Origin of the sequence: Mesorhizobium sp. B2-8-5, assembly GCF_006440675.2 — a bacterium.
In the GTDB taxonomy this organism is placed as follows: Bacteria; Pseudomonadota; Alphaproteobacteria; order Rhizobiales; family Rhizobiaceae; genus Mesorhizobium.
Genome location: NZ_CP083951.1, coordinates 2,559,579 through 2,581,033, shown reverse-complemented (window position 1 = coordinate 2,581,033; position 21,455 = coordinate 2,559,579). Strand labels below are relative to the sequence as shown.

Genomic DNA, 21,455 nt, shown 5'->3' with positions numbered 1-21,455 from the left:
CTATCCCACAGGCTAAAGAATAGCCCCCTGGTAAAGCACCGCCTGTGCCTCTTGCGGCGCGAAGCGACGGGCCAGCGTGCGGAACGCGCTGTGGACGCCGTCACGGTCGAGGTTGCAGCTTCTGAGGTGGCGGACCGCCAATGTCGGATCGAATTCGGTGCGCCCGTGCAGGACCCGCTGATTGTCGAAGACCAGCACCTCGCCGGGCTGCAGCTGGTGCCGGAACTGGTTCGCCGGATCGCAGATCAGCCGCGTCAGCTCGGCAAGCGCCTCGATCAGCCCATCGATCTCGTCGACGGCGCCGGCCTGCGGCGCCAGGCAGCGATCGTTGAAGCGCATGCCGGTGACGGCGCCGGTCGCGTCTAGGCTGATGACATGCGCCTCGGCGCTGAAGAACACGTCGCCGGCGTGCTCGCGATGGAATGTCACGCCATGCCGGGTCAGCAGGTCGAACAAATGAGGCGTGTTCGTGCGCATCTGTTCGGCGACCTGAAAACCGTCGACCATCAGCGATGTGCCGCCGCTGCCGGCGCCGGTCCTGATGGCATGGAAAAAGATGAAGCCCGGCGGCGAATAGCGGAACGGCTCGTCCGTGTGCGGGATCTGCGCCCGCGCCGTCTCTCCGGCCACCCGCGCGTCAGGTCGTGAGATGAGATCGAAGACCTTGCCGTAGCTGGTCTCGCGCACCGGACCGTAGCGGCCGGCGACACGCAGCGTCGCCTCGGGCTCGGCCGGAACGCCGGTCAGCATGGCGACGCCGTGGTCGCGCAAGGCGCGCAGCGAGTGGAAAAGCGCCTCGTCGTCCTCGACCACGGCATCGAAGGCGAAGCGACCGAGCCGCCTCGAGAGATCGCTGTTCCACAGTTTCGGATGGAAGCGTGGCGCGCCGAAATCGCCGACCCGTCCGGCATAGACAGCCAGAAAGCCCGCCGCGAAACGGGAGGCATGGCCGTCCTGCCAGACCACATCCATTGTCCCGTCGGACGAGATTTCGACCGACGTCGCCCGGATATCGGCGGGAACGTCGGCGGGCGTCAGCCAGCGCTTTCCGGAAGCGGTGTCGCCGCATATCTCGCATTCGCAGGCAAGCCGCAGCCAGCGCATCGACAGCCTGCCGGCGCTGCCGTCGTCGAATTCGACCGCGATGCGTGCTCCCTCGTTGCGCATCGATCGGAGCGAGCAGGGCGGCGCAAAAGCCTGATTAACGGGAATGGACTGCGTTTGCATATCGAGCATGACTTGGCATCCTAAGTTGAGCTGGCTTCAACGCTAGGTCGGCGGTAGCCCACATAGCAAACGAGTTTGTTTTCGTAAGTTTTGAGGTAAGCTCAATCCATGATGTTTCTTCGCCACCTCCCTTTGTCGGCTTTGCGGGCGCTCGCCGCCGCCGCGCGCACCGGCAGTCTCACGCGCGCCGCCGACGAGCTCGGTGTCACGCCGGGCGCCGTCGGCCATCAGTTGCGGCAGTTGGAGGATCGGCTTGGCGTCAAGCTGGTCAGGCGCGAGGGCAACGGCATCGCGCTCACGCGCATCGCCGAAGCGGCGCTGCCCGACATCGACCGCGGCTTCGACGCGCTGGCGTCCGGGCTGCGGCGGCTGCGTTTCGAGCGCCGCGCCGATACGTTCACCGTCGCGGCCGATCCGTCCTTCGCCTCGCTTTGGCTGGCGCCGCGCCTTGGCAATGTCCGCGCGGCTCTCGGCAGGCTGGATGTGCGCGTCGTCGTGTCGATCGCGTTGGATTCGATGCTGGAGGAAGGCATCGACCTCGCCATCAGCTACCGCAACAGCTCGGCGAAGCACCTCGCTTCGGCCGAGCTCTTCACCGAAAGGGTAGTCCCGGCCTGCGCCCCGGCGTTGATCGGGAACCGCTCCGACCGGGACGGCGCCGGGATGCTCGACCGCCTGCCTCTGCTGCATATCGATCAGACCATGGGCGACGACGTCTATCCCACATGGGAGAACTGGTTCACCGCCGCCGGCCGACAGCGCAAGAACATCGACCACGGACCGCGGTTCCCCTTGACCGTACTGGCCGCGCAGGCCGCGATCTCCGGGATGGGCGCGCTGCTCGCCAGCGAACTGGTACTGAGACAGCATTTCCGCTCCGGGCAGCTCGTCGAGATTGCCAGCGAGATTCCGGCATTGACCATCAGGCGCCGTCTGGTCTGGCCGGTGGATGGACCCAAGGCCCGCCGCGCCGCCGCCATCGCCGCGGCACTTGCCTCGACCGCGACAGCGGACGCCAGCGATCCCCAGCTCGCTACGTCATGACGCCTCTCCTGACAGCCTGCTGTCAGCAGCGTCCGCGCGCGGCCGGCGCCGTTTCACTCGGCTCTTTCCATTTTGGCCGAGTCCACCCATATTCCGGTCATGGCCAGACATCCTGACAAGAAGACGCCTTCGCCGGCGCAAGATGACGCGCCGAAGCGGCGCAGTCCGCTGACGGAATTCCTCGATGCCGCCGAGCCGCTGAAGCCCGGTGGTTTTGACGAGGCGCCGCAGGCCGACTTTTCCGGCGCGCCGCTGACCGGCTCGATCTCCGATTGGGCCGGGCAGATTGAGCGCGAGGCGGAAAAGCAGCCGAAGGCGAAGGTCCCGAAGAAGATCCCCGAGCGCTCGTCGGCGCCCGGCCGCACGGCGCGCGGCACCTCGATGGGGGGCGCTGCGTCGGCGCGCGAGCGCACCGCGGCCGGCCTCAATCCGATCGCCGGCCTCGACGTCTCGCTGGAAGAAGCCGAGACGATGACGTCCAGCGGCGTAACCGCCACGGTGGCAGCACTGTCGGCACTGATCGAATCCGGCAATCCCCTGCACAAGGACGGCGTGCTTTGGACGCCGCACCGTCCCGAGCGCCCGGAAAAGTCCGAAGGCGGCATCGCCATCAAGATGGTGTCGGATTTCGAGCCGGCCGGCGACCAGCCGACCGCGATCAAGGATCTCGTCGAAGGCGTCGGCAGCAACGACCGCACCCAGGTGCTTCTCGGGGTCACCGGCTCGGGCAAGACCTTCACCATGGCCAAGGTGATCGAGGAAACGCAGCGTCCTGCCCTGATCCTGGCGCCCAACAAGACGCTGGCCGCGCAGCTCTATGCCGAGTTCAAGAAATTCTTCCCCGAAAACGCGGTCGAGTATTTCGTCTCCTACTACGACTATTACCAGCCGGAGGCCTATGTGCCCCGGACCGACACCTTCATCGAAAAGGAATCCTCGATCAACGAGCAGATCGACCGCATGCGCCATTCGGCGACGCGTTCGCTGCTCGAGCGCGACGACGTCATCATCGTCGCCTCGGTGTCCTGCATTTACGGTATCGGCTCGGTCGAGACCTATACGGCGATGACCTTCCAGATGCAGATTGGCGACCGGCTCGACCAGCGCGCCCTGCTCGCCGATCTCGTCGCCCAGCAGTACAAGCGCCAGGACATCAATTTCGTCCGCGGCTCCTTCCGCGTGCGCGGCGACACCATCGAGATCTTCCCGGCCCACCTGGAAGACCGCGCCTGGCGCATCTCGATGTTCGGCGACGAGATCGAGTCCATCACCGAGTTCGACCCGCTGACCGGCCAGAAGACCGGCGAGCTGAAAAGCGTCAAGATCTACGCCAATTCGCACTATGTGACGCCGCGCCCGACCTTGAATCAAGCCATCAAGTCTATCAAGGAAGAGCTCAAGCTTCGCTTGCAAGAGCTTGAAAAGGCTGGCCGCCTGCTGGAGGCGCAGCGGCTGGAGCAGCGCACCCGCTTCGACCTGGAGATGCTTGAGGCGACCGGTTCCTGCGCCGGCATCGAAAACTATTCGCGCTATCTAACCGGACGCCAGCCGGGCGATCCGCCGCCAACCTTGTTCGAATACATTCCCGACAACGCGCTGGTCTTCATCGACGAAAGCCACGTTACCGTGCCGCAGATCGGCGGCATGTATCGCGGCGACTTCCGCCGCAAGGCGACCTTGGCCGAGTACGGTTTCCGCCTGCCTTCCTGCATGGACAACCGGCCGCTTCGCTTCGAGGAATGGGACGCCATGCGCCCGCTGTCGGTGGCGGTTTCGGCGACGCCGGGCAGTTGGGAACTCGACCAGTCCGGCGGCGTCTTCGCCGAGCAGGTCATCCGCCCGACCGGCCTGATCGACCCGCCGGTCGAGGTGCGTCCGGCCAAGAGCCAGGTCGACGACGTCGTCGGCGAGATCCGCGACACGACAAGGGCCGGCTACCGCACGCTGGTCACAGTGCTGACCAAGCGCATGGCCGAGGACCTCACCGAATACCTGCATGAGAACGGCATCCGCGTCCGCTACATGCATTCCGATATCGACACGCTGGAGCGTATCGAGATCCTGCGCGATCTGCGCCTCGGCGCCTTCGACGTGCTGGTCGGCATCAACCTGTTGCGCGAAGGCCTCGACATTCCCGAATGCGGCTTCGTAGCGATTCTCGATGCCGACAAGGAAGGTTTCCTGCGTTCGGAAACCTCACTGATCCAGACCATCGGCCGCGCCGCCCGTAACGTCGATGGCAAGGTCATCCTCTACGCCGACCAGATCACCGGCTCGATGGAGCGGGCGATGGCCGAGACCAACCGCCGCCGCGAGAAGCAGATGGAGTGGAATCTCGCCAACGGCATCACGCCGGAATCGGTCAAGTCGCGCATCGCCGACATCCTCGACTCGGTCTACGAGAAGGACCATGTCCGCGCCGACATCTCGCAGTTCACCGACGATGCCGGGGCGATGATCGGCAACAACCTCAAGACCCATCTCGAGGCGTTGGACAAGCAGATGCGCGATGCCGCCGCCAATCTCGACTTCGAGAAGGCGGCGCGCGTCCGCGACGAGATCAAGCGGCTGCGCGAGATGGAGCTCGCCATCTCCGACGATCCGCTGGCGCGCGAGGTGGAAGGGCAAAGTCCTGCATCGGGCCGCGAAAAGGGCAAGCACAACAAGGGCGTGGCCAAACATCGTACGGTCGAGGAACAGGAGCGGTTCCGCAAGCTCGATGAAGCGCGTGCCGCCGACGAAGCGGCCAAAGCTGCCCGGCCCAACCTGTTCCGCAAGCCGCATCTCGACGAGATGGGCGCCGACGGTGCCGTGCCGGTGAAGAAGCCGCTTTTCGCCAAGCCGTCAATCGACGACATGGGCCCCGGCACCGACATGACGACCCCGGCCGGCGCCGTCTCGCGTTCGCTGTTCAAGAAGCAGAGCGCGCAGGAAGCGCATGGTTCCGATTTCGGCATTCCCGGCGACCGCAGCAAACCGCTGTTCCGCAAGAACTCGCTTGACGAGATGACGGTGCGCCGCACCGAGAAGCCCGTCGAAGGCAAGAAGCCGGCTAAGCCGCAGCCGATCTCCCCCCCTGGGGGCGAAATGTCCGGCAGGACAGAGGGGGGCGCGAAGGAACGCGACGACAAACCCATCGTCCGCCAGCGCGCCGGCATCGGCTCCTACGAGGATCCAGCCGACGAGCGCCGCCAGAAACGCCGGCCGGGCAAGACTGGTCGGCCGGGGCAGTAGCGCCTTTTCCTTCTCCCCGTGTGGGAGAAAGAAAGTGCGGGCCCACTTGCCCTCACCCTCGCCTTTGATGTAGTCGCTTAGCATACTCGAACATCTGGAAAGGAGGGCTGCGTGAACTACTATCACCATCGTCAGCGTGGCCCGATTTGTGCCCTGCGAGCTTGCTTGCAGGGCTGACCAGGACGGTCCGGGTTTTCCCGCTTCGATTTTTGGTCTGCCCTTCGTGGTGTCGCTGAACCTGGCCTGATGGCCCGCCGGCGCACCGTCTAGGTGCATTGAGCCGCTAGAGCATGATCCCGAAAAGTGGGAACCGTTTTTCGGGAAAGATCATGCTCCAACGAAGTGTCGGCAAGACCAGAGATATCGACATGGCCCTGATCAGCCTCAAATCCCTCGGCGTCACCATGAGTGCGCCGCTTTTTTCCAATCTCGACCTCATCATCGGCGCCGGCGACCGGCTCGGCATCGTCGCGGCCAATGGCCGTGGCAAATCCACTTTGCTCAAATGCCTGGCCGGCGAATTCGAAGCCACCACCGGCGACATCACCCGCTCGCGCGGCTTGCGCGTCGGCCATGTCGAGCAAGCCGTCCCCGACGCGCTGCTCGACCGCAGCTTCCATGACGTCGTCGCCAATGCTTTGCCGCCCGAACAGCGCGACAGCGAGCTCTGGCGCGTTGACGTGGTGCTGGATTCGCTCGACGTGTCGGAGGACATGCGCGAGCGGAGAATGCGCGCCCTGAGCGGCGGCTGGCAGCGGCTGGCGCTGATCGCGCGCGTCTGGGTCACCGATCCGGACGTGCTCCTGCTCGACGAGCCAACCAATCATCTCGACCTTGCCAGGATCAGCCAACTCGAGACATGGCTCAACGCGTTGCCCCGCGAGGTGCCGGTGATTATCGCCAGCCACGACCGCGCCTTCCTCGACGCCACCACCAACCGCACACTGTTCCTGCGTCCGGAGGAGTCACCGGTGTTCGCCTTGCCGTATTCGCGCGCCAGGCAGGCCCTCGACGAGGTCGATGCGGCGACGGCGCGGAAGTTCGAGCGCGATATGAAAACCGCCCAGCAGCTGCGCAAGCAGGCCGCCAAGCTGAACAATATCGGCATCAATTCCGGCAGCGACCTTTTGACGGTGAAGACCAGGCAGCTCAAGGAGCGGGCGGAGAAGCTGGAAGATGCGGCGGTGGCGGCTCACCGCGAACGCTCGGCCGGCGCAATCCGGCTCGCCAACCGCGGCACCCACGCCAAGGTGCTGATCACGCTCGAGGACGCGGCGGTCGAAACCCCTGACGGCACGCTGCTGTTCAGGTCCGGCAAGCGCCATATCTGCCAAGACGATCGCATCGTGCTGCTCGGCCGAAACGGCGTCGGCAAGACGCGCTTCATCGCGATGATCCGCGACGCCGTCGCCGAGCCAGGTTCGGTCGCGAACGTCAAGGTGACGCCCTCGACCGCGCTCGGCTACAGCGATCAGGCGTTGTCGGGCATCGATGGCGACGACACGCCGCTGGCGATGCTCTCGCGCCGCTTCGATGTCGGCGAGCAGCGCGCCCGTTCTCTGCTCGCCGGCGCCGGCATCGCCATCGAAATGCAGGAGCGGAAGATCGGACTTCTGTCCGGCGGACAGAGGTCGAGACTGATGATGCTGGCACTGCGGCTCATCCATCCCAATTTCTATCTGCTCGACGAGCCGACCAACCACCTCGACATCGACGGTCAGGAAACGTTGGAGGACGAATTGCTGAAGCATCAGGCGAGCTGCCTGCTTGCCTCGCATGACCGCTCCTTCATCCGCGCCGTCGGCAACCGCTTCTGGCTGATCGACAGGCGGCGGCTGACCGAAGTCGACGACCCGGAAGCGTTCTTCCGCTCCGTCGCCGAAACGCCGAACTGAGAAACGATACATCTGCCGGGCCAGCATTCGAAGCAACGCCGGCCCGGCAGGCTTTGCTGCCGGCCCGGCAATACTTTTCCATCTGCTAAAAAAGGAGCATCTTGAATTGCTCAGCCATGGAGGGAACGGGCCATGCGTGCAGTGGAAATCGTCAGCAATCTCTACAAAGCCTATGCGGACCGCGACATCGAGGGCGCCCTCGCCCATTGCGCCGAGGATGTCGTATTCCGCTGGATTGCCGATCCCCGGCAATCGCGTCATGCCGGCACCGCGCACGGCAAGCAGGAATTCCTCGCCAGGCTCCTGGCGCTCGACGATGACTTCGAATACCGGCACTTCGTCCCGGTCGAGATCATCGACGGCGGCGACAAGGTCGCCGCGCAGGTCGAGATCTACATGACACGCCGCGCCACCGGCGAGGAGTTCATCATGCGCACCGCCAATTTCTGGACGGTGCGCGACGGCGAGATCATCGAGATGGTGGAATATTACGACACCGCGCTGGCGGCGTCGGTGTTCTGAAAAAGATTGAGGCGATCTGTCGGATCGCCTGTTGCCGCCTCGTCCTTGGGATGCCGACACGGTGATGCCGGCATCAACCAGGGAGAACCAATATGTCGGTACTGTCATCCATCGGCCGCCTCGCCAACCGGTATGCCGCGGCGCGTGCCCGTCATCGCAGCGAGCGCATCCTGCTTTCGCTGCCCGCCGAGTTGCGCAAGGACATCGGCTTTCCGGAGATTTTCGAAACGCGGGAAAGCCGCCGTGCCGCCACCTTCTCGGCGAAGGTCATATAAAATGGCATATCCAATGCGATTGTTCTCCGGTCGCCCCGGCTGCCGGGAACCGGCCCTTTAAGAAATTTTCGAGAGGCATGTAGGATCGCCGCCGGTTCGTCCGTCCTTGGGTGGCCAGATCAACCCCGTGAAGAGGAACACGAGAATGAACGACCAGACCCCGCCCCGCGCCAAGGTCCTTGGCGGATTGACCCCCTACCTGCAGGTCGACGGCGCCATCAAGGCCGCCGAATTCTACAAGAAGGCTTTCGGCGCGGAGGAAGTGTTCGCCTATCCGCCGGACGACAGGGGCCGCACCATGCACATCCATCTCTACGTCAACGGCTCGACGCTGATGCTGGGCGATGCCTATCCCGAGCACGGCCATCCGCACCAGGCGGCGCAGGGCTACACGCTGCAGCTCCATCTCGGCGGCGACGATATCGATGCCTGGTGGAAGCGCGCGGTCGATGCCGGCTGCGAAGTCGTCACCCCGCTGCAGGTGATGTTCTGGGGCGACCGCTGGGGCCAGGTGAAAGACCCCTTCGGCGTCGCCTGGGCGATGAACGCGCCGGTGAAGTGATTTCCTGGCGAGCAGCGGCGCCCGCCAATGGCGGGCATGTCGCGCTCACTCGCGCCGGGTCGCCCCCCCGCCGGCCCGGCGCCTGATTTCAGCAAAGAGGAGTCCACCATGTCCTATGTCGATGGCTTCGTGCTCGCCGTGCCGAAGGCAAATCTCGATGCGTACAAGAAAATGGCTGCGAACGCCGGCGCCGTCTGGAAGGAGCATGGCGCGCTCTCCTACGTCGAATGCGTCGGCGACGACGTGCCCTATGGCGAGCTGACATCGTTCCCGCGCGCCGTGCAGGCGAAGGACGAGGAGATCGTCATCTTCGCCTGGGTCGTCTACGAGTCCAGACAGAGCCGCGACGCGGTCATGGCCAAGGTGATGGCCGACGAGCGCCTCAAGATGGACTGGTCTGCCATGCCGTTCGACGGCAAGCGCATGATCTTCGGCGGCTTCCAGCCGTTCGTGGAGCTTTGAAGAACTCGGCCCTTCGCTTCGTCATCCTATGACGAAGCCGAGAGGCTTCGCCCTGCTATGCTAGCTTATCCAGCAGCGGCTTCAGCCGGTCCCCATACCGCTTCCACAGATCGACCGAGCCCTGATACATCGGCTGGCGCACCTGCGCCGCCGATGCGGTACGCACCGGCCGGTCCGTCTCGTGGAACGACAGGACCTTGTCGTCCCAGGGCAGGCCGAGATACGCCATCAGCGCCCGCGTCTGCCCTTCCTGGTCGGCGACGAAATCCTCGTAGCGCACATCGTGCACGACGCCCGGCAGCACCTTGTGCCAATGCGCCATGATGTCGGTGTAGAGGTTGTGGAAATCGGCGAGCTCGCCGAGATCATAGCCGTAGCGATGGCTGTCGCCGCGGAAATGCACCTTGAAGATCGACAGGCACGTCGCCGCCGCGTCGCGCGCGCAATGGACGATCTTGGCCTTCGGCAGCATCATGTGCAGGAAGCCGACCAGAAGGAAGTTGCCCGGCATCTTGTCGGTGACATGGCGGTACCCCGGATAGCGGCTATGCAGCATGTCGAGATAGGCCTGGCCGGCTTCGGCGAACGCCTTGCCGGGCATGTCGGCGATACCGGCCGGGAAGCCGCCCGGCATGTTCATCGGAAACTGCTTGCCGACGGCCGTCTTCAGGATGTTCAACTCGCCGGCGCCAAGGACCTGTGGGTGGCTGGCGATGATCTGCTCGACCAGCGTGGTGCCGGAACGCGGCATGCCGACGACGAAGATCGGCGTGTCGTCGGAAATGCCGCTTGGCTTGTGCTTTTCGAAAAAGGCTGTGTCGAAGGCCGCCTTCATCGCCTCGAATTCGCCGCGCGTGCGCGCGGGATCGTAGTCGATCGCCTTGTGGCGGATGGCATTGCCCTCGGCGAAATAGTCGAAAGCGCGGCCATAGTCCTTGAGGTCGTCATTGACCTTGCCCAGGCCGAAGGAGAGCTGCATGCGCGCCAGGCTGCCCTGCGGCGCCTTGGCGTGCTCGGCCTCCATGCCGGAAAGCTCCTTGTCGCGCTCGGTCTGGCGCTTGACCTGCGTGAGCAGTAGCCAGGCCCTGGCCATGTTCGGGGCGATCGCCAGCGCCTGGCGGGCGAGATCGGTTGCCTCGTCGAGCTTGCCCTTCTCCATCATCGCGACGCCCAGCCCGTAGAGCAGCTCGGCGTCCTTCGGCCGGATCGACAGCGCCTCGCGGAACAGCTTGATCGCCTCGTCCAACCGCCCGGCTTCCTGCAGCGTTTCGGCGAGACCGACACGCGCGCGGACATGGAACGGATTGCGGCCGATCGTGCCGCGATAGATCTCCTCGGCGGCGTCGAACTGCCCGAGTTGCGTCAACGACGAACCGAGATTGTCGCGCGCGGCCAGTTGGTCGGGCCGGATATCGACCGCGCCGCGGAAGAAATCGATCGCGGCGGCGACGCGCCCGAGGTCACGCATGACCGTGCCCATATTGTTGAGGAAGTCGGCATTCTCGGGTTGCAGCGTCACCGACTGCTCGATGAGATCGAGCCCTTCCTCGCTCCTGCCGGTCTGGTGCAGCAGCAATCCGAGGAAATGCAGCGCGGCGGCATGGTTCGGCTGCTGCCCCAGGACCTGCCGGTAGAGCGCCTCGGCCTCCTGGCGGCGCCCCGCCTGATGCAGTTGCAGCGCCTTTTGCACATACGGGTCGAGCGGGCTGGCCGAGCCACCTGGCCTGCCGCCGGCGTTTGCCGCTCTTCTGTGATCTTTGCTAATGGGAAACCTGCCGTATTTGTTGGTCCGCCGGACCTAAGCCATGCGGGCAAGAGATTCAAGACAAAGCGTCAGCGCGCGTCGCGGTGTCCATTTGCGCGGATGGACACCGCGGTTTTCTCAGCACGGCCCGTCGCCGACGATGCGATAGTCCGCCGCGCGGGCCTCGCATGCGTTCGGGAAGGTGCGCACTTGCCCATGTCGCCTGGCGCAGACCGGCGCGTATTCGCGCGTGCAGAATGTCTGCTCCCCGCCGCCACCGCCTCCACCACCACCATCGCGGCAAGGACCGTCGCGCACGATGCGGTAGCCTTCCCTTTCGGCCAGGCAGGCATTGGCGAAGGTCTGGCGGTCGCCGCCGCGCCGCGCGCAGACCGGTTCGTATTGCATGGTGCAGAGCTGCGGATGTGGCCGGGGCGGCCGCGGGCGCGGCCCATCGTCGACGACGACGGTACAGGCTGCCAGCAGCGCGGACAGCATGAAAATGACGACGCCCTGCCGCCAGACCGCAAGAAACCGCATATGTCCCTCCTCCATCCCGACGCGTGATGCCGGCTCGCGATATCCTCGCATCCCGCGCGGTAAACGCAACCATCGTTTGTGGAGCGCACGACCCATGGTCGCTACCCTCATTCTGGCCCATGCTTGGCCCGTCTCTGGCCGATGACCGGTGATGAGGCCGGGTCTATCGAGGCCCCAGCGTTGGACGCGCCGCGGGCCGCCCGCGAGCGTCGTCTTGCAAGCATCACGTTTCCGTGTAATAAAAATCATGTTCGGGCATTTGCGACCCGGAGAGCGGAACGTTTTGGACGACCTTTCCCCGACAAGTGTGAATCTCTGACAACCCCGTTTTTCGGCGGGGGGTTTGACCATGCGCGAATGCATGACCGCCGAAGCAACCACCGGGATTTGCCCGAGGCGCGAGGCAGCGGGCGAACCACAAGACTGACACGGGTGAAGGAGTTTCCCCAATGGCCCAGACCGGTACCGTAAAGTTCTTCAATGCCACCAAAGGCTTCGGCTTCATCACGCCGGATGGTGGCGCCAAGGACGTGTTCGTCCACATTTCCGCGATCGAGGCCTCAGGCCTGCGCACGCTGGTCGACGGTCAGAAGGTCACCTTCGACGTCGAGCCGGACCGCATGGGCAAGGGCCCGAAGGCGGTCAACCTGCGCGCCGCCTGATCCCCGCAACAGCCTTATCCTTGCGGATGCAATGGTGCGGCAGGATCATGAACCGGCTTCTGCACAGGCCTGAAATTGCGAAGGCGCGACCGAGACGGTCGCGCCTTTTTTGCGCGCAAATGCTTGGATCGGCAGGCGAAAACTTTCTCTTGCCGATAGCGCTAAAATAAAGGACAAATTTCCTCTCGGGCAGTTTGCCGGCCCGAGACTTGACTTGATGGGATCAAAGGAGTTTCCCATGCCGCAGACCGGCACCGTCAAATTCTTCAACCATGCCAAGGGCTTCGGCTTCATCACGCCCGATGATGGCGCGAAGGATGTCTTCGTCCATATCTCGGCTGTGCAGGCGTCGGGCCTTCCCGGTCTTGAGGATGGGCAGAAAGTGACATTCGACACCGAGCCGGACAAGCGCGGCAAGGGTCCGAAGGCCGTCAATCTGTCGATCGGCTAAGCCGGCCCACGACGGATCCGACGGAGGCCTTTCAGGCGGGACCGCTCCCGCCCGGAATGGATCGTGCCCAGGCCCGGAAAAGTCGCCCCGGCTTCAAAAAAATCGCCCAGGCTCCAAAAGTCGCCCGGGCTTGAAAATCGGCAAGCCACGAAAAATCGTTTGCGCCGACTTCCGTTCAGCCTCCGTTCAGCCACGGTCTTCTATTAACCTTTGCTAAAGCCGGTCCGTATCCCCCGAAAAAATGCGCGGGCCGGCGCGAAGGAGACCGAAAATGAATAGCTTTCTCAAGACCGCCATTCTGAGCGTTGGCATTGCCGCGACCACCTTGGCCACCTTCTCGGCGGCCAATGCCGACGACTGGCGCTGGCACCATCATCGCAGTCACCGCGGTGACGCCCTTGCTGCCGGCGTTGTCGGCCTCGCGGCGGGCGCCCTGATCGGCAGTGCGCTCAGCAACCCTGGGCCGCGCTACTACGACCCGGCCTATGATGACGGCTATTATGTCGACCGGCCGGTGCGTCGCTACTACGTGCAGCAGCCGCGTGTCGTCTATGCCGACCGCTACGCCGAACCGTGGACCCGCGGCTGGTACGAGTATTGCTCGGATCGCTACCGCAGCTTCAATTCGCGCACCGGCACCTTCACCGGCAATGATGGCGCCCAGCATTTCTGCGTTGCCAATTAAGAAAACCCAGGGTTCCCTGCCCAGGCAAAAGCGCCGCCTCCAGCGGCGCTTTTTCTTTACCTGCGGGTCAGGTCAGAAACGGATTGGTCCGCCGCTCGTCGCCAAAGCGGCTGCCCGGGCCATGGCCGCAGATGAAACCGATGTCGTCGCCAAGCGGCAGAAGCTTGTCCTTGATCGAGGCGATCAGCGCGGCATGGTCGCCGCCGGGCAGATCGGTGCGCCCGATCGAGCCCCGGAACAGCACGTCGCCGACATGCGCGAACTTGGCCGCCCGGTTGTAGTAGACGACATGGCCCGGCGCATGCCCCGGGCAATGCAGCACCTCGAACCGATGGCCGCCGAAGGACACGACCTCGCCTTCGGTCAGAAAACGGTCCGGCACGCAATTGCGCACCGGGTCGGTGAGGCCGAAGCGCTTGGCCTGGTTCTCGAGATTGGCAAGCAGTGGTTTGTCGGCCTCGTGCGGGCCGATGATGTCGATGCCGAGCGCATCCTTCAGTTCCATCGCGCCGCCGGCATGGTCGATATGGCCGTGCGTGATCCAGATCGCGCCGACGGTGATGGCATTGTCCTTCAGCACCGATAGTATTTTGTCGACATCGCCGCCGGGATCGACGACGACGCCGTTCCTGTCGTCCATGTCGAATAGGATGGTGCAGTTCTGCTGGAAGAGCGTGACCGGCACGATGCTGGCATTGAGCTGACCCATGGCTTTCCTTTCCCACCGCTTTCCTTCGAAGTGTCGCCTGATGTAGACAGCCCGGCGAACCTCGTCCACCATTGTCCGAACTTCGGCAGGAAATGCGCGGCCGAGGCTGCCGGCCATGTTCCAAAACAAATGGGCGGCCAAGGCTGCCGGCCATGTTCCCAAAAGGAATGGGCGGCCGAGGCCGCCCATGGCAAAGGTCCGAAAGAACCGGACCTATTTCTTCATCGCATTCATGACCGCGCCGATGATGCCGGTCAGGATCGCACCGCCACCAACACCGCCGAGGAGGTTCTTCAGGTCGAGCGCGCTGCCGATGCCACCCGCCGCCGCTGCCGCGTCAACGCCGCCGCCGCCGAGCAAACTGCCGAGAATGGCCGCGCCGCCGACGCCGCCGATCGCACCGCCGAGGATTTTGGTGACTTGGCCCATCGCCGCCTGCTTCAACGCCGCGCCAACCGCCTGGCCACCGATAACGCCGGCAATTACCTGTACAACGATCTGGATAATCGTGTTGCTGTCCATGTAACTAGTCCCTCCATAGCCGCCAGCCTCCTCGGGCCGACGCCATCATGAGACGCCGAATTGTTTGAAAGTCAAATGCGCGTGCGCTTAAATAAAAGGGGCAGCTCGAAAACCGCCCCTATTGCACAAAAAAGCTGTGACTATCGCTATTCTGCAGCGATTGCGTGCTTCGGCTGCACCGCGGCGGAATAGTCATTCATCAACGTCTTGGCGATCTCGCCGACCTCGAATCGGTATGGACCGATCTCGGAAACCGGCGTGACCTCGGCGGCGGTGCCGGTGAGGAAGCACTGCTCGAAACCTTCGAGTTCCTCCGGCATGATGACGCGCTCGATCAATTCGAAACCGCGGTCCTTCGCCAGGCCGATCACCGTGCGGCGGGTTATGCCATCGAGGAAGCAGTCGGGCGTGGGCGTATGGATCTTGCCGTCCTTGACGAAGAAGATGTTGGCGCCGGTGGCTTCCGCCACCTGGCCGCGCCAATCGAGCATCATGGCGTCGGCGTAGCCCTTGGCCTCGGCGGCGTGCTTGGACAGCGTGCAGATCATGTAGAGGCCCGCGGCCTTCGACTTGGACGGCGCGGTGCGCGGATCCGGCCGGCGCCATTCGGCGACATCGAGGCGGATGCCCTTGAGCTTCTGCGCGGGGTCGAAATAGCTCGGCCACTGCCAGATGGCGATGGCGCAGTTGATACGGTTGTTCTGCGCCGAAACGCCCATCTGCTCGCTGCCGCGCCAGGCGATCGGGCGCACATAGGCGTCCTGGAAACCCTGTTTCTTCAACAGCGTGCGGCAGGCCTCGTCGATCTCGGCGACCGGATAGGGAATCTTGAAGCCGAGCAGGCGCGCCGATTCATGCAGGCGCTCATTGTGTTCGGTCAGCTTGAAGATCTGGCCGCCATAGGCGCGCTCGCCCTCGAAGACGGCGCTGGCATAGTGCAGGCCATGGGTCAGCACATGGATCTTGGCGTCGGCCCATTTGACGAACTCGCCGTTCATCCAGATGAAGCCGTCCAATTGATCGAAGGGAACGGATGCCATGGAAACCTCCCGCGGGCGAGTGCCCGCAAATCGTTGTGTTTTAAAGCCTTTCGTACCGGCCCCGCCACAGGATCCGAAAGACTGGCCAATGCTTGAAAGCGTAGGCGGATATTCAATCCGTGGCAAACTCAGGAAGTTCCAGAAAAACGGCTTCCCCTTGCCTTTTCGTTCGCAATCCGCCGAAAAGCTTGTCAAAAATTATCATTGTCCGGAAATTACGTCAATAGTACTGACATAATTCCCGCCTCGCATGGAGAAATGATGACGACCACCGCAGCCGGTAAACCGATCAGGACGGCGATCGCCGATGAGGACGGCATCGACTTCGCCATCATCGAACTGTTTTTCTTCGCCTATCGCGATTTCACCTCCGATCCGGACCAGATCCTGGCCGATTACGGCTTCGGCCGCGCCCATCATCGCGTGCTGCACTTCGTCAACCGCAGGCCGGGCCTCACCGTCGCCGAATTGCTCGATGTGCTGAAGATCACCAAGCAGAGCCTCGCGCGGGTTTTGAAGCAGTTGATCGACACCGACCATATCGTCCAGGTGCAGGGTCCGCGCGACCGCCGGCAGCGCGAACTCTATCCGACCGCCAAGGGTCGCGCGTTGGCCTTGGCGCTGGCACGGCCACAGTCACGCCGCATCCGTGCGGCATTGGAGGATTCCGGAACCACCGAACGCGCCACGATCGAGCGCTTCCTGGAAGCGATGGTCAATCCGGAACTAAGAGCGCAGATCGACATTGTGCCTGCGCAAACATCGGGGAAGAACCATGGAGACCATTGAGAAGGTTGATCATCCGTCAGCGCCCGACGATGACGCGCCGCATCTCCTGGTCGTCGACGACGACACGCGTATCCGCAACCTGCTCAAGCAGTATCTGTCCGAGAACGGTTTTCGCGTCACCGTGGCCGGCAATTCCGGCGAGGCCAGGCGCAAGCTCGCCGGCCTCGACTTCGACCTTCTGGTGCTCGACGTGATGATGCCGGGCGAGACCGGCGTCGACCTCACCAAGGCGCTGCGGGCCGAGAAGAACGTGCCGATCCTGATGCTGACGGCGCTGTCCGAGACCGACAGCCGCATCACCGGGCTGGAAGCCGGCGCCGATGACTACCTGCCGAAACCGTTCGATCCGCGCGAGCTGATCCTGCGCATCAACAACATCCTGCGCCGTGGCGGCCCGGCGGCGACGCCGAAGGTGGAGCAGCTGGTGTTCGGGCCCTACACGTTCCAGATCGCCAAGCGCGAATTGAAGCGCGGCGGCGAGGCGCTTAAGCTGACCGACCGCGAGCAGGAGATCCTCGCGATCTTCGCTGCGCGTGCGGGTGAGACCATACCGCGCCATGAGCTGGTGGGCGATGAATCGGATGTCGGCGAGCGCACCATCGACGTGCAGATCAACCGGCTGCGCCGCAAGATCGAGCGCGATCCGTCCAATCCCGTGTGGCTGCAGACGGTGCGCGGTATTGGGTATCGGCTCAGCGTCGAATAAGCTACCGTCGAAGGCCCTTTGCTGAACGGCCATCGACGAGCGGAAGGCGAATGGCGACCACGCAACTGGACAAGCCGAAAGGAAGCGGTCTCGGCGATCTCGCATTGCGGACGCTGAGGGCGATGCCGCGCGCCTGGAACCGGTTCTGGCGTCTGGTCGCGCTCTATATGCCGAAGCGGCTTTACGCCCGCTCGCTGATCATCGTGATCGCCCCGATGATCCTGCTGCAGTCGGTGGTCGCCTTCGTCTTCATGGAGCGCCATTGGCAGACGGTCACGCAGCGCCTGTCGCAGGCGACTATCTCGGACATAGCGGCCGTCATCGACATGATGGAGACCTATCCGCACGACGCCGATTACGCCAACATCATCCGCATCGCCCAGGACCGCATGCAGTTGAAGGTGGATCTGCTGCCGCCAGATCCGCTGCCGCCGCCCGGCCCGAAACCGTTCTTCTCGATCCTCGACGAGGCCTTGTCGTCGGAGATCACGAAGCAGATCAACCGTCCGTTCTGGATCGACACGGTCGGAAACTCCAACGTCGTCGAGGTTCGCGTCCAGCTTGAAGGCAAAGTGCTGCGCGTCTTCGTGCGGCGCAGCCAGGCTTATGCCTCCAACACCCACATCTTCCTGATCTGGATGGTCGGCACCTCTCTGGTGCTGTTGATGATCGCCATCCCCTTCCTGCGCAATCAGATCAGGCCGATCCTGACGCTCGCCGAGGCCGCCGAGAGTTTCGGCAAGGGTCGGCCGATGCCGCGCGATTTCCGCCCGCGCGGCGCCGAGGAAGTCCGTCGCGCCGGCTTCGCCTTCATCCAGATGCGTGAGCGCATCGAGCGCCAGATCGAGCAGCGCACCGCGATGCTGACCGGCGTCAGCCACGACCTCAGGACCATCCTCACCCGCTTCAAGCTGCAACTGGCGCTGGCCGGCGGCAAATCCGAGACCAAGGCGGCGCTGAACCAGGACATCGACGACATGCAGTCGATGCTGGAGGGCTATCTTTCCTTTGCCCGCGGCGAGGGGGCGGAGGACACCGGCCGTTTCGATCTCGAAACCTATTTCCAGAAACTCGGCGAGGAAGCGCAATTGCGCGGCTGCAAGCTCACGACGGCGCTGACCGGCGATCCGACCGTGCATGTGCGGCCGAACGCCTTTGCCCGTTTGCTGTCGAACGTCATCGGCAATGCCTTCCGCTATGCCAAGACCGTCGAGGTCCACGCCAATCACGGCCGCGGCTCGCTCACCGTCACCATCGACGACAACGGCCCCGGCATCGCGCCCGACAAGCGCGAAGAGGTTTTCAAGCCTTTCCTGCGGCTCGACGAGGCGCGCAACCTCGACGCCAGCGGCACCGGACTTGGCCTGTCGATCGCCCGCGACATCGCCCGCAGCCACGGCGGCGACATCGGTCTCGAGGACAGCCCGCTCGGCGGCCTGCGCGCCGTCATCAAGGTTCCTGCCTAGCCCGAGCATGATCCCGAAAAGTGAAAGCCGGTTTTCGGATAAGATCATGCTCGATCAAAAAAGCAGCTTCATCCGCCCGTCATGAAATCATGGTCAAGAGCGCGCATGAAGCGCGCGACCTTCGTTGATTCGGCCCTGCCGCCCCGCTTCGATCCCGTGCCCGCCCGGGTGCGCTGGAGCGAGGCGCGAGCTGCTGCCTGGCTGCCGTTCCGGCACCACGCCGGCGCGACCAGGAACTATCGCGGCAAAGGACCGTCATGCGCATCGGGATCGCCATGCGGATCCTGATGGTCACCGACGCATGGCGGCCCCAGATCAATGGCGTGGTGCACACGCTGGAACGTCTCACCGAGGCGCTGAAACCTTTCGACGTCGAGCTCGATTTCCTGACGCCGAACCTCTTTCACACCTTGCCGATGCCGACCTATCCCGACATCCGGCTCGCATTGACGACGCCTGGCCATGTCGCGCGTATGATCGACGCCGCCAAGGCCGACCACATCCACATCGTCACCGAAGGTCCGCTCGGCATCATGGCGCGCCGCCATTGCCGAAGGATTGGCCGCCCCTTCACCACCAGCTACCACACACGCTTTCCCGAATATCTCAGCGCCCGCCTGCCGGTGCCGGAGAGCTGGGCCTACAATTGGCTGCGCGACTTCCACAATTCGGGACAGGGCACGCTCGTCGCGACGCAATCGCTGGCGGACGATCTCGCTGCGCGTGGCTTCAACAAGCTGAGGCCCTGGACACGCGGCGTCGACACAGACCATTTCCGGCCCGACAAGCGCAAGGAAACCGGCTTCCCCCGCCCGGTTTTCCTGTGCGTCGGCCGCGTCGCGATCGAAAAGAACCTGGCCGCCTTCCTCGATCTCGATTTGCCCGGCAGCAAGGTTATCGTCGGCGAAGGACCGGAGCTGGCAAAGCTCAAGGCGCGCTATCCCAAAGCGAATTTCCTCGGCCACCGCCCGAACGACGAGCTGGCCGAGATCTATGCGTCGGCCGACGTCTTCGTCTTCCCGAGCCGCACCGACACCTTCGGCAACGTCATCATCGAGGCGCTGGCCAGCGGAACGCCCGTCGCCGCCTATCCAGTGACCGGACCAATCGACATTGTCGGCGATGGCGTCGGGGGGGCCGTATCGAACGATCTGGGCGAGGCGGCGATGAAGGCGCTTCACGTCAATCGCGCCGAAGCACGCCAGCGCGCGATGCGCTACAGCTGGCAGGCCTGCGCCGAAATGTTCCTCGACGTGGTCAACGAAGCGCTGGGAATGCCAAGCAAGCGCGCCGATCAGGATCAGCTGGCTCCAGGTAGCCCCAGGCTCGTCCTAGAATAAGCGCCCGCCGTCCGGCACCTTGCGTTCGATGGCGCCGAGCACGACTGCGCCTTCTTCATCGGGAAAGCCGAGCGTCAGCACCTCCGACATGAACGGGCCGATCTGGCGCGGCGGGAAATTGACCACCGCGAAGACCTGGCGGCCGATCAGCGTTTCCGGTGCGTAGTATTTGGTGATTTGCGCCGACGACTTCTTCACCCCGATCGCCGGACCGAAATCGATCTTCAGCTTGATCGCCGGCTTGCGCGCCTCCGGAAACGGCTCAGCCTCGACGATCGTGCCGGCACGGATGTCGATACGGTCGAAATCGGCAAAGCTGATCTCCGGCTTGCGCTCGCTGCTGGAACTCATCGGCGATATCGGCCTGGCTCAGGCGTTTCCATGGGTCTCGAAGAGCACGCTGGAGAGCGCGTCCTTGGCCGATGTACCCGACCAGACGACGAACTGGAAGGCCTGGAAATAGCATTCGCAAGCCTCCAGCGCTGAGGACAGAAGCACCTCGACCTGCTGGCTCGAGGGCTCGACCCCACCGGCAAGCAGCAGCGACTGTCGGAACATGATCGCGCCTTCCTGTTCCCACAGATCGAAATGGCCGAACAGCATCTGTTCGTTGATCAGCGACAACAGCCGCATCACTTCCAGCGCGCGCGTTTCCGGCACCTTGATGTCGAAGGCGCAGGCCAGATGCAGCGCCTCGAAATCCTCCATCCAGGAAAAGGAGACATGGTAATCGGTCCAGCTGCCGGCCACCGAAATCGAAATCTCGTCGTCGCCGGCGCGCTCGAAGGACCAGTCGTTGTTGTGGGCCACCTGCTCGATGACATCCACCGGGTGGATTTCGCGGGAGAATTCGAGTTCGAGGAGTTCCATGAATGCTTCCTGTGTTCAGGGGAGCGCCACACGCTCCGCGGGGCACACACGACGAACAATCTTGTCTAGAACTCGGACGGTCAGGACTTCCCAACGCAAAGACCCAACCGGACCCCACCGCCCGGCGCATGACCCTGCTTCGAATCATGCAACAAATTCAGTCTATTGATCGGGAGTCGCGTGAACAGCCCAATTTTTCGCACTGCGTCATCCGCATGTGGAAAGGTGGCTGTCACAGAGATTCATGCAATGCCGGTAAGCGATTCACGGCAAAGCGATTTTTCGGATCGCGCTATGTGGAAAAGTTTAACGATTATTTTTTTGCGCGGGGCTTTGCAGCACCCGTAGGTGCGGCTTGTCCGGTCAGTTCGGCAAGCTTGGCCTCGAGCGCCTCGACGCGCGTCGCCAACTGGATGTTGTCTTCCCTCGCCTTGACCGCCATCTCGCGAACGGCCTCGAACTCTTCGCGCTGCACGATATCCATGGAGTTCAGCATGCGCTCGGCCTGAGCCCGGAACGCCGTCTCCACTTCGCGCCGCACGCCCTGCGCGGCACCCGCGGCGTCGGTCATGATCTTTGCGAATTCATCGAGAATGCGGTTCGGTCCGGTCGACATGGCAGATCCTCGCTTTGTCGTTTTGACGTAGTGGCGAGCGCCGCGGAATGCAAGAACGTTAAGGGTTGATGCGTCCTGTGCGTTGCTATGGCGC

General features: G+C 63.7%; 23 protein-coding genes. 14 read left to right on the top strand and 9 right to left on the bottom strand.

The genetic code is table 11. The annotated features are described in order from the left end of the window. Window positions 1-12: 12 nt before the first annotated feature. The gene (locus FJ430_RS12615) at window positions 13-1,236 is read right to left on the bottom strand and encodes a clavaminate synthase family protein (RefSeq protein ID WP_140653671.1); all 1,224 of its coding nucleotides are present in this window, start codon (window positions 1,234-1,236) and stop codon (window positions 13-15) included. A gap of 99 nt (window positions 1,237-1,335) precedes the next feature. On the opposite strand from FJ430_RS12615, the gene FJ430_RS12610 reads away from it, so the two are divergent. From FJ430_RS12610 to FJ430_RS12580, 7 genes are all read left to right on the top strand, one after another. Beyond that, window positions 1,336-2,271 (top strand): LysR substrate-binding domain-containing protein, encoded by a 936-nt coding sequence (locus FJ430_RS12610; protein ID WP_140653669.1) that lies wholly within the window; start codon window positions 1,336-1,338, stop codon window positions 2,269-2,271. Window positions 2,272-2,370: 99 nt separating this feature from the next. After that, complete coding sequence (uvrB, locus tag FJ430_RS12605; protein ID WP_140653668.1) at window positions 2,371-5,505, top strand: excinuclease ABC subunit UvrB; 3,135 nt, start codon at window positions 2,371-2,373, stop codon at window positions 5,503-5,505. A gap of 368 nt (window positions 5,506-5,873) precedes the next feature. Next, the gene (locus tag FJ430_RS12600; protein ID WP_140704313.1) at window positions 5,874-7,400 is read left to right on the top strand and encodes an ABC-F family ATP-binding cassette domain-containing protein; all 1,527 of its coding nucleotides are present in this window, start codon (window positions 5,874-5,876) and stop codon (window positions 7,398-7,400) included. 132 nt (window positions 7,401-7,532) lie between these two features. Further along, complete coding sequence (locus tag FJ430_RS12595) at window positions 7,533-7,922, top strand: nuclear transport factor 2 family protein (RefSeq protein ID WP_140647545.1); 390 nt, start codon at window positions 7,533-7,535, stop codon at window positions 7,920-7,922. A gap of 92 nt (window positions 7,923-8,014) precedes the next feature. After that, a complete protein-coding gene (locus FJ430_RS12590) occupies window positions 8,015-8,197 on the top strand; it encodes a hypothetical protein (RefSeq protein WP_041012788.1) in 183 nt (60 codons plus the stop codon). Between the two features lie 145 nt (window positions 8,198-8,342). Then, window positions 8,343-8,759 (top strand): VOC family protein, encoded by a 417-nt coding sequence (locus tag FJ430_RS12585; RefSeq protein ID WP_140703878.1) that lies wholly within the window; start codon window positions 8,343-8,345, stop codon window positions 8,757-8,759. 108 nt (window positions 8,760-8,867) lie between these two features. Continuing rightward, window positions 8,868-9,221 carry a DUF1428 domain-containing protein gene (locus FJ430_RS12580; protein WP_140703880.1) on the top strand — a complete coding sequence of 118 codons (354 nt, stop codon included), beginning with the start codon at window positions 8,868-8,870 and terminating at the stop codon, window positions 9,219-9,221. A gap of 55 nt (window positions 9,222-9,276) precedes the next feature. Here the strand turns inward: FJ430_RS12580 and FJ430_RS12575 are convergent, their stop codons facing one another. Both FJ430_RS12575 and FJ430_RS12570 read right to left on the bottom strand, forming a co-directional pair. Beyond that, entirely contained in the window at window positions 9,277-10,911 is a 1,635-nt protein-coding gene (locus FJ430_RS12575; RefSeq protein WP_140703882.1) for a tetratricopeptide repeat-containing sulfotransferase family protein, read from the bottom strand. A gap of 192 nt (window positions 10,912-11,103) precedes the next feature. Continuing rightward, on the bottom strand, window positions 11,104-11,505 hold the full coding sequence (locus FJ430_RS12570) for a Kazal-type serine protease inhibitor domain-containing protein (protein ID WP_140703884.1): 402 nt from the start codon (window positions 11,503-11,505) through the stop codon (window positions 11,104-11,106). A 449-nt stretch (window positions 11,506-11,954) separates the two neighbouring features. Here FJ430_RS12570 and FJ430_RS12565 point away from each other — a divergent pair, with 449 nt between their 5' ends. From FJ430_RS12565 to FJ430_RS12555, 3 genes are all read left to right on the top strand, one after another. After that, complete coding sequence (locus tag FJ430_RS12565; RefSeq protein ID WP_006202520.1) at window positions 11,955-12,167, top strand: cold-shock protein; 213 nt, start codon at window positions 11,955-11,957, stop codon at window positions 12,165-12,167. A gap of 238 nt (window positions 12,168-12,405) precedes the next feature. Further along, window positions 12,406-12,618, top strand: a complete 213-nt coding sequence (locus tag FJ430_RS12560; RefSeq protein WP_006202521.1) for a cold-shock protein — start codon at window positions 12,406-12,408, stop codon at window positions 12,616-12,618. A 271-nt stretch (window positions 12,619-12,889) separates the two neighbouring features. Continuing rightward, on the top strand, window positions 12,890-13,303 hold the full coding sequence (locus tag FJ430_RS12555; protein WP_140703886.1) for a BA14K family protein: 414 nt from the start codon (window positions 12,890-12,892) through the stop codon (window positions 13,301-13,303). A gap of 67 nt (window positions 13,304-13,370) precedes the next feature. On the opposite strand, the gene FJ430_RS12550 is transcribed toward FJ430_RS12555, so the two are convergent. The 3 genes from FJ430_RS12550 to FJ430_RS12540 form a co-directional block, all read right to left on the bottom strand. Continuing rightward, window positions 13,371-14,012 carry an MBL fold metallo-hydrolase gene (locus FJ430_RS12550; RefSeq protein WP_140703888.1) on the bottom strand — a complete coding sequence of 214 codons (642 nt, stop codon included), beginning with the start codon at window positions 14,010-14,012 and terminating at the stop codon, window positions 13,371-13,373. 213 nt (window positions 14,013-14,225) lie between these two features. Further along, complete coding sequence (locus FJ430_RS12545) at window positions 14,226-14,534, bottom strand: hypothetical protein (RefSeq protein WP_140647552.1); 309 nt, start codon at window positions 14,532-14,534, stop codon at window positions 14,226-14,228. A gap of 146 nt (window positions 14,535-14,680) precedes the next feature. Beyond that, window positions 14,681-15,574: a branched-chain amino acid aminotransferase gene (locus tag FJ430_RS12540; RefSeq protein WP_140653382.1), complete on the bottom strand. Its 894-nt coding sequence runs from the start codon at window positions 15,572-15,574 to the stop codon at window positions 14,681-14,683. Between the two features lie 258 nt (window positions 15,575-15,832). Between FJ430_RS12540 and FJ430_RS12535 the strand changes: the two genes are divergently transcribed. The 4 genes from FJ430_RS12535 (at window position 15,833) to FJ430_RS12520 (ending at window position 19,875) form a co-directional block, all read left to right on the top strand. Further along, window positions 15,833-16,363: a MarR family winged helix-turn-helix transcriptional regulator gene (locus tag FJ430_RS12535; RefSeq protein ID WP_413467846.1), complete on the top strand. Its 531-nt coding sequence runs from the start codon at window positions 15,833-15,835 to the stop codon at window positions 16,361-16,363. After that, window positions 16,350-17,069: a response regulator gene (locus tag FJ430_RS12530; protein ID WP_095766537.1), complete on the top strand. Its 720-nt coding sequence runs from the start codon at window positions 16,350-16,352 to the stop codon at window positions 17,067-17,069. Before FJ430_RS12535 ends, FJ430_RS12530 begins: the two co-directional genes overlap by 14 nt. Window positions 17,070-17,119: 50 nt before the next feature. Then, window positions 17,120-18,535 (top strand): ATP-binding protein, encoded by a 1,416-nt coding sequence (locus FJ430_RS12525; protein ID WP_140653379.1) that lies wholly within the window; start codon window positions 17,120-17,122, stop codon window positions 18,533-18,535. Between the two features lie 275 nt (window positions 18,536-18,810). Then, window positions 18,811-19,875 carry a glycosyltransferase family 4 protein gene (locus FJ430_RS12520; protein ID WP_140704316.1) on the top strand — a complete coding sequence of 355 codons (1,065 nt, stop codon included), beginning with the start codon at window positions 18,811-18,813 and terminating at the stop codon, window positions 19,873-19,875. On the opposite strand, the gene FJ430_RS12515 is transcribed toward FJ430_RS12520, so the two are convergent. The 3 genes from FJ430_RS12515 to FJ430_RS12505 all read right to left on the bottom strand — a co-directional run bounded on the left by FJ430_RS12515 (window position 19,867) and on the right by FJ430_RS12505 (window position 21,361). Then, window positions 19,867-20,226, bottom strand: coding sequence for a tRNA-binding protein (locus tag FJ430_RS12515; protein WP_140703890.1), 360 nt, complete (start codon window positions 20,224-20,226; stop codon window positions 19,867-19,869). The two genes, FJ430_RS12520 and FJ430_RS12515, sit on opposite strands and share 9 nt — an antisense overlap. Before the next feature lie 18 nt (window positions 20,227-20,244). Continuing rightward, window positions 20,245-20,745, bottom strand: coding sequence for a YbjN domain-containing protein (locus FJ430_RS12510; RefSeq protein WP_040989643.1), 501 nt, complete (start codon window positions 20,743-20,745; stop codon window positions 20,245-20,247). A 313-nt stretch (window positions 20,746-21,058) separates the two neighbouring features. Beyond that, on the bottom strand, window positions 21,059-21,361 hold the full coding sequence (locus tag FJ430_RS12505; protein WP_140647557.1) for an accessory factor UbiK family protein: 303 nt from the start codon (window positions 21,359-21,361) through the stop codon (window positions 21,059-21,061). Between the last annotated feature and the right edge of the window lie 94 nt (window positions 21,362-21,455).